The sequence below is a fragment of the Demequina zhanjiangensis genome, from assembly GCF_030418315.1.
In the GTDB taxonomy this organism is placed as follows: Bacteria; Actinomycetota; Actinomycetes; order Actinomycetales; family Demequinaceae; genus Demequina; species Demequina zhanjiangensis.
This window is the reverse complement of sequence record NZ_JAUHPV010000002.1, coordinates 304,113-318,054: the sequence shown is the minus strand read 5'-3', so window position 1 is coordinate 318,054 and position 13,942 is coordinate 304,113. Positions and strand designations below refer to the sequence as shown.

Sequence of the window (13,942 nt, the reverse complement as noted above, 5' to 3'; positions counted from 1 at the left end):
AGCCCATGGCGATGACACGGGTCATCCTGAACGTTGCCGACGTGCCGCGCGCCGTCGAGTTCTATCGAGAGATGCTGAGCGCCGTCGTCGACGGCTCTGTCACCTCGGAATCGGCGGTGCTCGACGTCGTCACCGCGGAGATCCTGCTGAGGAGGGCCGACGCCCAGCCGAGCACGTGGGAGGAGGACGACCTCGCGCTCGGGTTCCGTCACGTCGGCTTCAAGGTGTCCGACCTCGACCGCGTCGTCGCCCGGCTCCGTGAGGCGGGCGTGCGGTTCCGCGCCGAACCGATGGACACCGGGGTCGGCGTCCGCACCGCCTTCTTCTTCGATCCGGACGGCACCGTGCTCGAGGTCATCGAAGGCTTCGTGGACTACACGCGGGAGGCCGACCCGTCCGAGGTGGCCGCCGAGCGCTCGCTCGGCGCACCCGGCCGTCCCCGGTTCGACCACGTGGCGAGCACGGTCGTGGACCGCGACCAGACCATCGGCGCGTACCGCGAGCTCGGCTTCGCGGCGATCGGATCGCTCATCCCTCCCGAGGAGCCCCGCGGGTTCCGTATCGACTACCTCCGTTCCGGACCCACGATCCTCGAGGTCTTCTCGTTCGAGTCCGCCACCCACCGGCCCCATGTCGGCATCGACACGTTCGGGTTCCAGGCCGTCGTGATCGAGGCCGACAAGCCCGTCGCCGGGTCGCGACCCTTGGGTCGACTGGACGACGTGGACGTGCTCGTCGACCCCGACAACCTGCCCTACGCGATCGCCCCGCCCGCCTAGCGGCCCCGCAACCGATGTATCGATGACGATCGCAAGGACCACGATGACCGACGACTCCGCTCCCGCACTGCCCGACACGTTCCTGTGGGGTGCCTCCACGGCGGCGCACCAGATCGAGGGCAACAACGTGAACAGCGACTTCTGGGCGCTCGAGAACCAGGAGGGCTCCTTCCTTCCCGAGCGCTCCGGGGACGCGTGCGACTCCTATCACCGCTGGCCCGAGGACCTGGACATCGTCACCTCGCTCGGGCTCGACGCCTACCGCTTCTCCTTCGAGTGGAGCCGCATCGTCCCGGCTCCCGGGAAGGTGTCGCAGGCCGAGCTCGCGCACTACAGGCGCATGGTGGACGGCTGCCTCGAGCGGGGCATCGCGCCGATCGTGACGCTTCACCACTTCACGAACCCACGATGGTTCTCCGACCTGGGCGGGTGGCAGAAGTCCGAGAACCTGGCCCACTTCCTCGAGTATGTCGAGGCCGCGGCGACGATCCTCGGCGACGTGTCCCACGTGGTCACCATGAACGAGCCGAACATGCTGGCGATGCTCGCGGCGATGGTCGCTCAGGGCGAGAGGGAGGAGCTCGTCGCGGGCGCCATGCCGCCGCCTGACGCTGAGGTCTCCGCACGCGTGATCGACGCCCATCACGCCGCACGTGAGGTGCTGCGCCGCGCCTCCGATGCGCAGGTCGGCTGGACCATCGCGAATCAGAACTTCCAGGCCGAGCCCGGCGCGGAGGAGGTGGCACGCGAGTGGGGGTGGCCCCGGGAGGACGTGTTCATCGACGCCGCCAAGGACGACGACTTCATCGGCGTCCAGGCCTACACCCGGGTCCAGCTCGGGCCCGACGGCGCCCTCCCCATCGGCGACGATGTGGAGCGGACCCTGAACGGTTGGGAGTACTACCCCGCCGCCGCGGCGGAGGCGGCGCGTCACACCGCCGAGCTCGCTCCCGGGGTGCCGATCCTGGTCACCGAGAACGGCATCGCCACTGCGGACGACGCCCGCCGCAAGGACTACGTGCGCGAGTCGATCGCAGGACTGCGCCAGGCGGTCGCCGACGGCGTGGACATCCGCGGCTACTTCTACTGGAGCCTCCTGGACAACTACGAATGGGGTTCCTACGCCCCGACGTTCGGGCTGGTGTCGGTCGACCACGCCACCTTCGAGCGGACGGTGAAGCCCAGCGGCGCCTGGTTCGGTGACCTTGCCGGTCGAGGCGGGGTGGCACCGTGACCGCCGTCGAGGTCTCGGAGCCCGCGGTCGCGGGCTTCCACCCCGACCCCACCATCTGCAGGGTCGGAGACACCTACTACCTGGCGAACTCGAGCTTCGAGTACCGGCCCGGCGTCCCCCTCCGCGTCAGCACGGACCTCTTGCACTGGGACCTCGTCGGACATGCGTTCACCAGGACCAGCCAGCTGCCCGACTCGGAGGGTCTGGGGAGCACGGGCATCTTCGCGCCCACCCTCCGCCACCACGACGGCGTCTTCTACCTGGTGACCACGAACGTCGTCGGAGAGGCCCCCGAGCAGGTGATCTTGCGCGCCGAGAGCATCGCCGGGCCCTGGTCCGAGCCTTCCGTGACCCAGGGCGCCGTCGGGATCGACCCCGATCTGTGCTGGGACGGCGACGAGTGCTACCTGACCTGGTGCGAGCTGGGCGTCGGCATCTCGCAAGCGCGCATCGACCCCGACACGGCGCAGCTGCAGGAGGAGCCGCGTCGGCTGTGGAGCGGGACCGGTCTGGCGCACCCCGAGGGGCCGCACATCTTCAAGCGCGGGTCATGGTGGTACCTGGTGATCGCCGAAGGCGGCACCGAGCGTGGTCACAGCGTCAGCGTCGCCCGAGGCGTCTCACCTACGGGTCCCTTCGAGGGCTGTCCCGCAAACCCCATCCTCAGCCACCGGAGCCGCGCGGTCGCCGTGCAGAACACCGGGCACGCCGACATCTTCGAGAAGGCCGACGGTGACTGGGCCATCACGTTTCTTGGCACCCGCCCGCGCGGCGTGAGCCCCGGATTCCATGTGAACGGCCGCGAGACCTTCCTCGCGGGCATCGAGTGGCACGACGACTGGCCCGTCGTCATCGACCCGCGGCACGAGATCGTCGCCACGGACCACTCGTTCCTCGACGACTTCCGCGGCGACCGGCTCCACGCCCGGTGGGCGTCGCCCGGAGTCTTCCCCGAGACGTTCGCACAGACCGGCGCGCACGGGTTGCGGCTTGCGAGCGACGTCGTCCGGTTCGTGGGTGCACGGGTCCAGGACCTCGAATGGACGTCCACGGCGACGCTCGCAGTCAGCGAGGGCTGGGGCGCGTTCGCGCTACGGCTCGACGAGGCGCATATGTACGCGGTGGAGGTCGAGGGCGAGCGCGTCGTCGCGACAAGTGTGATCGGAGAAGTGCGCACGGAGCACGGGTCGATCGTCATCGCGCCAGGTCAGGAGGTGACGGTCACTATCGCGGCCGTGCCTGATCACGGTCAGTTCCTCGCCAGGCCCGGGCCTGACACGATCACGCTCGCGGTCCACACCGATGAGGGCGAGCAGGTGCTCGCGCGGCTGGACGGTCGCTACCTCTCGACCGAGGTTGCCGGCGGCTTCACGGGCCGGATGCTCGGGTTCGCCGTGCGCGGCGAGGCGATGGTCACGACGATCGCCTGCACCGCCCGCTGACCACCGCCCGCGCGGGTGCAGCGGTTCACGGTGTCACATCTCGCCACTGCGGCAATCGCTGTGTTCCGCGTGAGGTAGCCCTGGCGTGCACAGGCGAGGCCGAGGGCGGCACGTAGTTGTCGTGCCGACTGCGCGCTGCTCCGTGTACGTTCGTGATCATGCCGCTGAGAGGGCTCAACCGCACAGGTGGAGATGCCGGTACCGACGCGTGGTCGCTCCGCTCTGGCGTCGTCTTGGCCGGGGTGGTCGTGCCAATTGTGGCCTCGCTCCTCAGCGGGTGCACCGTGAGCTCCGAAGATGGTCCACTCACGCCGACGCTGACGCGTGAGCCGGAAGCCGAGGTCACTGTCGAGGGTATGGCGGAGTCTGTCATCGTCGAGGGTTGGGCCTGCTACTCGCTTGAGGTCGACGGGCAATCGGTCCCCCTCATCGCGGGTCCGCACATGTTCAGCGAGCCGGACGCCGACTATCTCGTGAGCGAGGCCAAGTTCGGTGCGCTTCCCGTCGGCTATACGTGGCGCGTCACGGGGGAGTACGTGTCTGGTGAGGAGGCGGACGCCGCTCGCGGCGCCTGCGCCTTGGCGGAGAGCTACCTCGCGATCGCCGATGGGGCCGCCGAGGGCTACGAAGAATAGAGAGTCTGCCGACAAGTCAGTCAGAGATTCAAAGTGCGGGGTCGACCCCAAACAGTCAAGCCGCAGAAAACGAAGAACCCCCGCCGTAGCGGGGGTTCTTCTCTGTGGTGGCTCCGACCGGCGTCGATCCGGTGACCTTTCGATTTTCAGTCGAACGCTCTACCAACTGAGCTACAGAGCCGTGGGGGCGGACCCCCGATGGACGAAAACCCCTTACGAGAAGGGGCTGTCGCTACCGCGACCCTGACGGGACTTGAACCCGCGACCTCCGCCGTGACAGGGCGGCGCGCTAACCAACTGCGCTACAGGGCCTTGCTCGCTCCTCTGAAAGAGGCGCGACGACTAGTGTAGACCATTCTGAACAGTGCTACGTACCCCCAACGGGATTCGAACCCGTGCTGCCGCCGTGAAAGGGCGGAGTCCTAGGCCGCTAGACGATGAGGGCATCGTTCCAGACCCTCGAAGGGGCCTGAGCAACCCCGACATCATACCGGCCCGTGGGACCATGTCGCCATGGTCTCCATGAGCGACGAGGAGTTCGAGTCCGCGGTCGACGATGCCCTGGATGCAGTGCCTGATGCTCTGTTCGATCTGATGGACAACGTGGTCATCCTGATCGAGGACGAGCCCGACGGCGACGACCCTGACCTGCTTGGTCTGTACGACGGGATCGCGCTGACCGACCGCGGCGACACCGGGTTCGGCGAGCTGCCTGACCGGATCTTCATCTACAAGAACCCGACGCTACGCATGTGCGAGGACGCGGACCATGTGCGCGAGGAGGTGGCGGTCACCGTCGTGCATGAGATCGCCCACCACTTCGGCATCGACGACGACCGGTTGGCGGAGCTCGGCTGGGACTGAGTGCGGGCGACGTGCGTCGTCCCCTGGCCCGAACGGCACGAGGAGCTGAGCCTTCCAGGTGCCCGACGCGAGGGCCCGCCCTAGGCTTGAGGTGCGCCCCTGAGGACGCGCTGAGCGAGGGAGCAGGCCATGTCCGAGTCGACGACCTTTGACTTCGGGCCGGTCCCGTCGGGCTGGCTGTGGGGCGCTGCGACTGCCGCGCATCAGATCGAGGGTGGCAACACCAACAGCGACTGGTGGGCCTTCGAGCATCAGGAGGGCAGCCCGGCCAAGGAGTCGAGCGGCGACGCATGCGACTCGTGGCATCGCTGGCGCGACGACCTGGAGCTGGTCCGCGAGATGGGACTCGACTCGTACCGGATGAGCATCGAGTGGGCACGGATCGAGCCGGCGGAGGCGGAGTTCTCGCTCGCGGCCCTGGAGCACTATCGGATCATCCTGGCGACGGCGCAGGAGATGGGGCTGAAGACGTCGGTCACGTTCCACCACTTCACGACCCCACAGTGGATGGCCCTGCAGGACGGCTGGATGAACGCGGAGATCGTGGACCGCTTCGCCCGCTACGTGGACATCGCGGTGCAGCATCTGGGCGACCACATCGACCTGGCCGCGACCATCAACGAACCCAACGTGGTAGCGGGCATGGGCTATCAGCATGGTGGCTTCGCGCCGGGGATCGCCGCGGGCGACGTGGGCCTGCGGGCCGCGACGGAGAACTTCGTGGGCGCCCACCTGAAGGCGCGTGAGGTCCTCAAGGCGGGACCGGGTGACTTCCCCGTCGGCCTCACGCTGGCCCTTCCGGACCAGGTGACGCACCCCGATGGCACGCTTGACGGCCCGGGGTTCCGCTGGGACGAGCTGACGCCCGGAACGCCGGAGGCCGAGCGTATGCGGATGTGGGCCGGCGTCTACCTGGAGGCGGCGCAGGACGACGACTACGTGGGCGTGCAGACGTACACCACCGAGCACCTGGACGCAGCGGGCAACCTGTTGCCGGTGCCGGAGGAGACCCGGGTGACGCAGATGGGCTGGCGCTTCGAGCCCGAGGCGCTGGGCCGTTCGGTCCGCCATGCGCACGCGGTCGCGCAGGTGCCCGTGATCGTCACGGAGATCGGCATCGCGACGATGAACGACGACGAGCGCATCGAGTACTACTCGCGGTCCCTGACGTCGCTCCGGCAGGCGATGGACGACGGCGTAGAGGTGCGCGGCTTCTACGCGTGGAGCCTGCTGGACAACTTCGAGTGGGCGGAGGGCTACCGGCCGACGTTCGGGCTCGCCGCAGTGGACCCCGTCACCTTCGATCGAGCCCTCAAGCCGTCGGGTAGGTGGCTCGCAGAGGTGGCCTGGAGCTCCCGCTCCTGACCGTGCTCGACCGCTTGCTGCGAGCTGGCCTGCCTGCCGCGCCCGCTCCCACCCTCGCCTCCTGGACACTTTGAACCAATCCGACGCGCGACACCCCGAGATTCAGGGCGCCAAGCCCGCTCTTGCGGGGTGTCGGCTGCGGGATTGGTTCAAAGTGTCGGAGGTGGGGGCTGTCGGCAACCGACGCTTCCGAAGCGCGGCGCCCGGCGACCGGGGACCGGGCGAGGTGCGGGACCGGCTAGATGTCCGCGTCGGCCGGGGTGCCGTGCGTCTCCTCCACGTCGGTGCCGCGCACCCGGGCGATCCAGCCGAGCCCGTGGTAGATCGCCAGCGCCGCGATCGACCCGAGCGCGATGCCGTTGAACACCATGGAGCCCGCAGTGGCGGTGAAGTCGGCGGTGCCGACGATCAGTGCGACCGCAGCCGTGACCAGGTTCACGGGCTTCGTGAAGTCGACGCCGTTCTCCACCCAGATGCGGCCGCCGAGCACGGCGATGAGGCCGAACAGCAGGACGGACAGGCCGCCCAGGATGCCGGCGGGGATGACGGCGACCATCGCGCCGAACTTGGGGACGAGGCTGAGCAGGAGCGCGAACGCCGCCGCGGCCCAGTACGCGAGCGTCGAGTAGACGCGGGTGGCGGCCATGACGCCGATGTTCTCTGCGTAGGTGGTGGTGCCGGAACCGCCGCCCAGGCCGGCGACGGTGGTCGCGAGGCCGTCGGCGAAGAGCGCGCGGCCCGTCTCGCCGTCCAGGTTGCGGCCGGTCATCGCGGTCACTGACTTCAGGTGCCCGATGTTCTCGGCCATGAGGATCAGGACGACGGGCACGAACGCGACGAGCACCGAGCCGTCGAAGGTGGGGCTGTGCCGCTCGGGAAGGCCGAACCATGCCGCCTGGCCGATGAACTCCGTGGGGGTGAGGCCGCCGAGCGAGTCCAGCGCGGTGGTCCACTCGCCCCGCAGCGCGGCGAACAGCGCGCCGATCAGCGCGCCCACCAGGATCGCGATGCGGCCCAGGAAGCCGCGGAACGCGACCATCGACACCAGCACCGCGACGAGCGTGACGAGCGCCGTCCACGGGCTCGCCTCGAACTGGCTGCGCGCGGTGCCGGCCAGGTTGAGACCGATGAGTGCGACGATCGCGCCCGTGACCACGGGCGGCATCATCTTCGCGATCCAGTCGGCGCCCAGCCAGTTCACGAGCACGCCGACGAGCGCGAGCAGGACGCCCGCGAGCAGCACGCCGCCCAGGCCGCGGGAGATGGTCGCACCGTCGAGCGGGGCGTTCGCCGAGTTCACACCCGCGGCGGCGAGCGGCGCGAGGAACGCGAAGCTCGAGCCAAGGTAGCTCGGCACCCTGTTGCGCGTGATCGTGAGGAACAGCGCGGTGCCGATGGCCGAGAAGAACATGGTGGTCGCGGCAGGCATGCCCGTGATGGCGGGCACCAGCAGCGTCGCGCCCATCATGGCGAGCACGTGCTGCATGCCGATGCCGATGGTGCGGGGGTAGGTGAGGCGCTCGTCGGGAGCCACAGCCCCGCCCGGTGCGATGGTGCGCCCGTCTCCGTGCAGCGTCCAGCTGAACATGCTCATGCCGTGATCTCCCTGTGTCCGAGCCGACCCGCGCCCGTGCGGGTCGGTGAGGTGACGCGCCTCCGGGGACATGGGCGCACGCGGTGAGGGTATCGGGGCCGACGCCCCGGCGCACGTTGGACTCGGCGGTCAGGCCTTGGGGTGTGCCGCCCAGGCGCTCGCGACCATCTCGTCCACCGAGTAGCGCATCTTCCAGTCGAGGTCGCGGGCGGCGAGCTCGCCCTTCGCCACGATCGACGCGGGGTCACCCGGACGACGCGGTCCCTCCTGGATCGGCAGGTCCGTGCCGGTGGCCTTCACGATGGCCTCCATGATCTGGCGCACCGACGAGCCGTCACCCGAGCCGAGGTTGTAGACCTTCTCCAGCTCCTTGCCCTTGTCGAGCGCCTGCGCGGCAGCGACGTGAGAGATCGCCAGGTCCTGCACGTGCACGTAGTCGCGCACGCAGGTGCCGTCGGCGGTGGGGTAGTCGGTGCCCGCGATGACCGGCGGCTGGCCGTCGACGATGCGCGCGAAGACCTTGGGGAGCAGGTTGTGCGGCGAGGCGTCCCACACCTCGAGGAACGCGGAGCCGACCACGTTGAAGTACCGCAGCGACGTCGCCTTGAGCGGTGCCTCGGAGTCCGCGGTCGCGCGCACCTGGTCGCGGATCAACCACTCGCCGATCAGCTTCGACTCGCCGTAGGGCGACTCGGGGAACGTCCCGGTCTCCTCGGTGACGACGGCGGTCGAGGGGGTGCCGTAGACGCCCGCGGACGACGAGAACACCAGCTTGGTCACGCCGGCCGCGGATATCGCGTCCAGCAGCACGCGTGTGCCGTCGACGTTCTGCTCGTACGTGTGCAGCGGATACTTCACGGACTCGCCGGCGAACTTGTAGCCCGCGCAGTGGATGACCCCGGTGACGTCATAGTCCTTGAGCGCCGCGATGACCTCCCCGCGATCGAGGATCGACGCCCGCACGAACGGCACGTCCGACGGGATGAACTTGTCCAGGCCGGTCGACAGGTCGTCGAGCACGACCGGCGCGATGCCCGCTCCCGCGAGCGCACGCACCACGTGCGACCCGATGTATCCCGCTCCTCCGGTGACCAGCCAGCTCATCCCTGCTCCTCCTCGTGCGTTGCCGCGGTTCAGACTAGACGTCGCGTCGGGGCCCCTGCGAGGGCGTGACGGTGAACGTGGACGGCGCGGTGAAGCCTGCGTCCGCGAACGCCGCCTTGACCGCCTTCGACGCCTCCTCGAGACGCTCCTTGGGCATCACGGCGATCGCCGAGCCGCCGAAGCCGCCACCGGTCATGCGCGCGCCGACGGCGCCGTGCGCCATCGCGGTGTCCACCGCGAGGTCAAGCTCGGGCACGGAGATCTCGAAGTCGTCGCGCATCGACGCGTGGGAGGCGAGCAGCAGATCGCCGATCGCGCGGGGCCCATCGGCACGCAGTGCGGCGGCGGTCTCGACGACGCGCTCGTTCTCGGTCACCACGTGCTTCACGCGGCGGAACGTGACGTCGTCCAGCAGCTCCTGGGCGCGCGGAAGGTCGGAGACCGTGAGCCCACGCAGCGTCGCCACCCCCATCGCCTCGGCGCCGCGCTCGCACGCGGCCCGGCGCTCTCCGTAGCCGCCGGTGGCGTGCGCGTGCTCCACGTGGGTGTTCATCACCAGGATGGTGAGGCCCTCCTCCTCGAGGGGGAGCGGGACGAGCTCTGACACGAGGTTCTCGCAGTCGAGCATGACCGCGTGGCCCTGCTCGCCGCGCAGAGACGCGGTCTGGTCCATGATCCCGGTGGGAGCGCCCACGGCGACGTTCTCCGCCCGCTGGCATGCCTTGGCGAGCTGCCCGGAGTCGAGGCCGAGGTCCCAGAGCTCGTTGAGCGCCGTCGCGACGGCGCACTCGATCGCGGCCGAGGACGACAGGCCTGCTCCTGACGGCACGTCGGATGCGATCGCCAGATCGACGCCGGTCACGCCGGACAGGTCGACGCCCTGCTCATCGAGCGCCCACACGACGCCGAAGACGTAGGCGCTCCACCCGTCGAACTCCGCGTCGGCGATGCCGTCGAGCGAGAGCTCGCGCGTCTCCTGGGAGAAGGTGGAATAGACGCGCACCAGGCGGTCCTCGCGCACCGAGACGGCGCACCAGGTGCGGTTCTCGATCGCGAAGGGCAGCACGAGGCCGTCGTTGTAGTCGGTGTGCTCGCCGATCAGGTTCACGCGCCCGGGGGCGGACCACACGCCGGTGAGCGGTGCGGAGGTGAGGTGGGTCAGAGCGGTCGCCGCCTCGGCGGCGATGTCTCGTGCGGGAGCCTCGTTGCTCATGGGTGCCTCTTCGTCGTCCATGTCTCGGTTTGATGACGGTTGCACGCTCCGAAGTGCACAACCTGCCTACGGGAATGTTACCGTGAACATCGTCCAGGCGAAGAGACCGAGCCTGCGGGGCATTTGGTCCTGAACCGCGCAAGGAAGCGCGGTGCAGGATGCCAGGCAGAGGTCAGTCCAGGACACCCCCGGCTGTAGCGGGCAGCCGGTGACGTCCCGAGGAGGTGGCGATGGGCCGAGGAGCCCGTGGTCCCAGCATGCATGACGTGGCGGCGCTCGCCGGCGTCTCGCATCAGACAGTGTCGCGAGTGCTCAACGGATTCGAGGGGATCCGTCCCGAGACTCGCCAGCGAGTGATCGACGCGATCGAGGAGCTCGGCTACCGCCGCAACCTCGCGGCACGCTCGCTCGCGACCGGTCGCACCGGTGTGGTGGGCGTGCTCGCCCCCGACAATCCGACGTTCGGCGCCACCTCGAGCCTGTACGCCGTCGAGTCGGCGCTGCGCCACTCCGGCCTTCAGCCCCTGATCACCACCACCTCGCGCGAGTCCTCGTCGATCGAGAGCGCGCTCGAGTTCCTCTACGGCAGGGCAGTGGAGGCGCTCGTGATCATGGCGCCGTCGCGCGCGGTGCTCGAGGTGCACGACCGCATGGGTGCCGAGGTGCCGACCGCCTACCTACTCACCGGCGATGAGCGCGGCCGCTGGTCGGTGTCCGTGGACCAGATCGGCGGATCCGATCTGGCCATGCAGGAGCTCTTCGACGCGGGGCACACCGCCATCCAGCACGTGCGTGGCCCGCTCGACTCGACCGAGGGTCAGCTGCGCTCCGACACCTACGCACGGTTCATGGCGCGGCACTCGCTTCCGCGTCTGCCGATCCTCGAGGGCGACTGGAGCCCGCAGTCGGGCTACGAGGCCTACGAGCGTCTGGACCCGCGAGCCACCGCGGTGTTCTGCGGGAACGACCAGATGGCCATGGGGCTCATGCATGCGGCAGCGCTCGCCGGGAGGAAGGTGCCGCAGGAGCTGAGCGTCGTCGGATTCGACGACATCCCCGAGGCTGCGCACACGCTCCCGCCTCTGACGACCGTGCGGCAGGACTTCCGCAGGGTGGGCCTGCTCGCCGTCGATCTCCTGCAGGCGACCCTCGCAGGTGAGGAGCCGCCGTCGACCGCTCCGCTCGACGCGGAGATCGTCCGGCGGGACTCGGTCGCGGCGCCCGCACCGGGTGGCGGGTGACCCTGATCGCGGAGCCGCTGCGGCAAGGAATCGGTGGCTCTGGGACCTCGGTCCCGGAGGTGCCCCCGGAATGTTAGCGTTATCATCGAACCATTGAAGGCAAGGAGGCCCTCCATGAGCGACTACGACGTCGCAGCCATCGAGGCGGCAGTCGCCGACCTCAGGAAGCAGGTCAGCGACCTGCACGCCCTTCTCCCCGAGAACGGCCTGGTCATGTGGACCGGCGGAAACGTCTCGGGCCGAGTCCCCGGTCACGACCTGTTCGTCATCAAGCCCTCGGGCGTCATGTACCCCGATCTCGCGCCCGAGAACATGGTCGTCTGCGACCTCGACGGCAACCTGATCGAGGGCACGCTCGGCTCCGAGCGCTCGCCCAGCTCCGACACCGCAGCCCACGCCTACGTCTACCGGAACATGCCGCATGTCGGCGGCGTGGTGCACACCCACTCTCCGTATGCGACCGCCTGGGCCGCGCGCAACGAGGAGATCCCGTGCGTCATCACCGGCATGGCTGACGAGTTCGGCGGCCCCATCCCCGTCGGACCGTTCGCGATCATCGGCGACGACTCGATCGGCCGCGGCATCGTCGAGACGCTCGACGGCCACCGCTCGCGCGCCGTGATCATGGCCAACCACGGTGTGTTCACCATCGGCAAGGACGCCAAGGACGCCGTCAAGGCCGCCGTCATGTGCGAGGACGTGGCTCGCACCACCCACATCGCGAAGCAGGGCGGCGACCTGGTCCCGATTCCTCAGGACAAGATCGACGCGCTGTTCGACCGCTACCAGAACGTCTACGGACAGAAGCCGCAGGGAGGCATGGCATGACCGGGATCGTCCCGAACCTCGCCGAGTACGAGGTCTGGTTCCTCACGGGGTCGCAGACCCTCTATGGGCCCGAGGTGCTGGCGCAGGTCGCCGAGCAGTCCCAGGGCGTCGTCGACACCCTCAAGGCGTCGGGCGACGTGCCCGCCACGCTCGTGTGGAAGCCCGTGGTGAAGAGCCGCGACGAGATCCTCGACACGATCAAGGCCGCCAACGCCGACCCGAAGGTCATCGGCATCATCACCTGGATGCACACCTTCTCCCCGGCGAAGATGTGGATCTCGGGGCTCAACGCACTCCAGAAGCCGATGCTCCACCTCCACACGCAGGCCAACGTCGAGCTGCCGTGGGACAAGATCGACTTCGACTTCATGAACCTCAACCAGGCCGCGCACGGCGACCGCGAGTTCGGCTACATCGAGTCGCGCCTCGCGATCCCCCGCACGACGGTCGTGGGCCACGCCTCCAACCCCGAGGTGTCCACCCGCATCGGCGAGTGGAGCCGTGCCTGCGCCGGCCGTGCGGCCGCCTTCGACATGAAGGTCGCCCGCTTCGGCGACAACATGCGCTACGTGGCTGTCACCGAGGGTGACAAGACCGAGGCCGAGACCGTGTTCGGCACGCAGATCAACACGTGGGGCATCAACGAGCTCGTGGAGCGTGTGGACGCCGCGACCGACGAGCAGATCGATGCGCTCGTCGCTGAGTACCTCGACCTGTACGACGTGGTCGACGAGCTCAAGCCGGGCGGCGACAAGCACGAGTCGCTGCGCTACGGCGCCGCGGTGGAGATCGGCCTGCGGTCGTTCCTCGAGGAGGGAGGCTTCCACGCCTTCACCGACTCGTTCGAGGACCTGGGCGGGCTCAAGCAGCTTCCCGGCCTCGCGGTCCAGCGCCTCATGGCCGAGGGCTACGGCTTCGGCGCCGAGGGTGACTGGAAGACGGCGATGCTCGTCCGCATCGCCGCGGTCATGGGATCGGGCCGCCCCGGTGGAGCGAGCCTCATGGAGGACTACACGTACCACCTGGCCGTGGGCGAGGAGCTGTCGCTCGGCGCCCACATGCTCGAGGTCAGCCCGTCGCTGAGCTCCAAGAAGGCCAGCCTCGAGGTGCACCCGCTCGGCATCGGAGGCAAGGACGACCCGGTCCGCCTGGTCTTCACCGCCGACCCGGGTCCCGCGATCGTCGTGGCCATGTCCGACGTCCGCAACAGGTTCCGGCTCGTGGCGGCGGAGGTCGACAACGTCGACCTGCCGGCCCCCATGCCGAACCTCCCCGTCGGCCGTGCCGTCTGGCGTTCCAAGCCGGACTTCGCGACGGCGACCACCTGCTGGCTCGAGGCTGGAGCGGCGCATCACACGGTGATGTCAACCCAGACCTCGCTCGCCTGCTGGAAGGATTTCGCGCGCATGCTCGGTGTCGAGCTCGCCGCGATCACCGAGGAGACGACGATCGACGGGTTCACCCGCGACCTCGCTCTGAACGCCAAGGTCTTCGCTGACTGAAGCACCTGGTAAAAAGGGTATCGAACCGGTATCGGCGATCGTGATTCCTTAGTTACGTGATCGTGACCTGACCGGCTTGACGCCCGGATGTGAACGCAAACACAATGGGCAGTACCACCGTTCCCACGCAACGCAGCGTGG

At 68.9% G+C, this 13,942-nt stretch carries 12 protein-coding genes and 3 tRNA genes; 9 read left to right on the top strand and 6 right to left on the bottom strand.

The genetic code is table 11. The features are described from left to right. Positions 1 to 5: 5 nt before the first annotated feature. The 4 genes from QQX04_RS04125 (at position 6) to QQX04_RS04110 (ending at position 4,090) form a co-directional block, all read left to right on the top strand. Positions 6 to 779: a VOC family protein gene (locus QQX04_RS04125; protein WP_301126538.1), complete on the top strand. Its 774-nt coding sequence runs from the start codon at positions 6 to 8 to the stop codon at positions 777 to 779. Positions 780 to 822: 43 nt separating this feature from the next. Further along, entirely contained in the window at positions 823 to 2,013 is a 1,191-nt protein-coding gene (locus QQX04_RS04120; protein ID WP_301126533.1) for a glycoside hydrolase family 1 protein, read from the top strand. Continuing rightward, positions 2,010 to 3,455: a glycoside hydrolase family 43 protein gene (locus QQX04_RS04115; protein ID WP_301126531.1), complete on the top strand. Its 1,446-nt coding sequence runs from the start codon at positions 2,010 to 2,012 to the stop codon at positions 3,453 to 3,455. Before QQX04_RS04120 ends, QQX04_RS04115 begins: the two co-directional genes overlap by 4 nt. A gap of 356 nt (positions 3,456 to 3,811) precedes the next feature. After that, complete coding sequence (locus QQX04_RS04110) at positions 3,812 to 4,090, top strand: hypothetical protein (RefSeq protein WP_301126529.1); 279 nt, start codon at positions 3,812 to 3,814, stop codon at positions 4,088 to 4,090. Positions 4,091 to 4,195: 105 nt separating this feature from the next. Here the strand turns inward: QQX04_RS04110 and QQX04_RS04105 are convergent. The 3 genes from QQX04_RS04105 to QQX04_RS04095 form a co-directional block, all read right to left on the bottom strand. Next, positions 4,196 to 4,271, bottom strand: a tRNA-Phe gene (locus QQX04_RS04105). Positions 4,272 to 4,328: 57 nt separating this feature from the next. Further along, positions 4,329 to 4,402: transfer RNA gene (locus tag QQX04_RS04100), tRNA-Asp, on the bottom strand. A gap of 60 nt (positions 4,403 to 4,462) precedes the next feature. Further along, positions 4,463 to 4,535: transfer RNA gene (locus tag QQX04_RS04095), tRNA-Glu, on the bottom strand. 68 nt (positions 4,536 to 4,603) lie between these two features. Between QQX04_RS04095 and QQX04_RS04090 the strand changes: the two genes are divergently transcribed. Continuing rightward, entirely contained in the window at positions 4,604 to 4,954 is a 351-nt protein-coding gene (locus tag QQX04_RS04090; protein ID WP_301126527.1) for a metallopeptidase family protein, read from the top strand. A gap of 129 nt (positions 4,955 to 5,083) precedes the next feature. Then, positions 5,084 to 6,319: a glycoside hydrolase family 1 protein gene (locus QQX04_RS04085; RefSeq protein ID WP_301126526.1), complete on the top strand. Its 1,236-nt coding sequence runs from the start codon at positions 5,084 to 5,086 to the stop codon at positions 6,317 to 6,319. A gap of 238 nt (positions 6,320 to 6,557) precedes the next feature. On the opposite strand, the gene QQX04_RS04080 is transcribed toward QQX04_RS04085, so the two are convergent. The 3 genes from QQX04_RS04080 to galK all read right to left on the bottom strand — a co-directional run bounded on the left by QQX04_RS04080 (position 6,558) and on the right by galK (position 10,251). Beyond that, positions 6,558 to 7,913: a uracil-xanthine permease family protein gene (locus QQX04_RS04080; protein WP_301126524.1), complete on the bottom strand. Its 1,356-nt coding sequence runs from the start codon at positions 7,911 to 7,913 to the stop codon at positions 6,558 to 6,560. 129 nt (positions 7,914 to 8,042) lie between these two features. Next, the gene (gene galE, locus QQX04_RS04075) at positions 8,043 to 9,017 is read right to left on the bottom strand and encodes a UDP-glucose 4-epimerase GalE (protein ID WP_301126523.1); all 975 of its coding nucleotides are present in this window, start codon (positions 9,015 to 9,017) and stop codon (positions 8,043 to 8,045) included. Between the two features lie 34 nt (positions 9,018 to 9,051). Next, on the bottom strand, positions 9,052 to 10,251 hold the full coding sequence (galK, locus tag QQX04_RS04070; RefSeq protein ID WP_301126521.1) for a galactokinase: 1,200 nt from the start codon (positions 10,249 to 10,251) through the stop codon (positions 9,052 to 9,054). Positions 10,252 to 10,487: 236 nt separating this feature from the next. Here galK and QQX04_RS04065 point away from each other — a divergent pair, with 236 nt between their 5' ends. The 3 genes from QQX04_RS04065 to araA all read left to right on the top strand — a co-directional run bounded on the left by QQX04_RS04065 (position 10,488) and on the right by araA (position 13,801). Then, entirely contained in the window at positions 10,488 to 11,471 is a 984-nt protein-coding gene (locus QQX04_RS04065) for a LacI family DNA-binding transcriptional regulator (RefSeq protein ID WP_301126520.1), read from the top strand. Between the two features lie 114 nt (positions 11,472 to 11,585). After that, complete coding sequence (locus QQX04_RS04060; RefSeq protein ID WP_301126518.1) at positions 11,586 to 12,299, top strand: L-ribulose-5-phosphate 4-epimerase; 714 nt, start codon at positions 11,586 to 11,588, stop codon at positions 12,297 to 12,299. Further along, a complete protein-coding gene (gene araA / locus QQX04_RS04055; RefSeq protein ID WP_301126516.1) occupies positions 12,296 to 13,801 on the top strand; it encodes an L-arabinose isomerase in 1,506 nt (501 codons plus the stop codon). Before QQX04_RS04060 ends, araA begins: the two co-directional genes overlap by 4 nt. Positions 13,802 to 13,942: the final 141 nt, after the last annotated feature.

Coding starts and splice junctions, on each gene's coding strand:
- QQX04_RS04125 (WP_301126538.1), top strand. CDS start 6: ATGGCGATGACACGGGTCATCCTGAACGTTGCCGACGTGCCGCGCGCC.
- QQX04_RS04120 (WP_301126533.1), top strand. CDS start 823: ATGACCGACGACTCCGCTCCCGCACTGCCCGACACGTTCCTGTGGGGT.
- QQX04_RS04110 (WP_301126529.1), top strand. CDS start 3,812: ATGGCGGAGTCTGTCATCGTCGAGGGTTGGGCCTGCTACTCGCTTGAG.
- QQX04_RS04090 (WP_301126527.1), top strand. CDS start 4,604: ATGGTCTCCATGAGCGACGAGGAGTTCGAGTCCGCGGTCGACGATGCC.
- QQX04_RS04085 (WP_301126526.1), top strand. CDS start 5,084: ATGTCCGAGTCGACGACCTTTGACTTCGGGCCGGTCCCGTCGGGCTGG.
- QQX04_RS04080 (WP_301126524.1), bottom strand. CDS start 7,913: ATGAGCATGTTCAGCTGGACGCTGCACGGAGACGGGCGCACCATCGCA.
- galE (WP_301126523.1), bottom strand. CDS start 9,017: ATGAGCTGGCTGGTCACCGGAGGAGCGGGATACATCGGGTCGCACGTG.
- galK (WP_301126521.1), bottom strand. CDS start 10,251: ATGGACGACGAAGAGGCACCCATGAGCAACGAGGCTCCCGCACGAGAC.
- QQX04_RS04065 (WP_301126520.1), top strand. CDS start 10,488: ATGCATGACGTGGCGGCGCTCGCCGGCGTCTCGCATCAGACAGTGTCG.
- QQX04_RS04060 (WP_301126518.1), top strand. CDS start 11,586: ATGAGCGACTACGACGTCGCAGCCATCGAGGCGGCAGTCGCCGACCTC.
- araA (WP_301126516.1), top strand. CDS start 12,296: ATGACCGGGATCGTCCCGAACCTCGCCGAGTACGAGGTCTGGTTCCTC.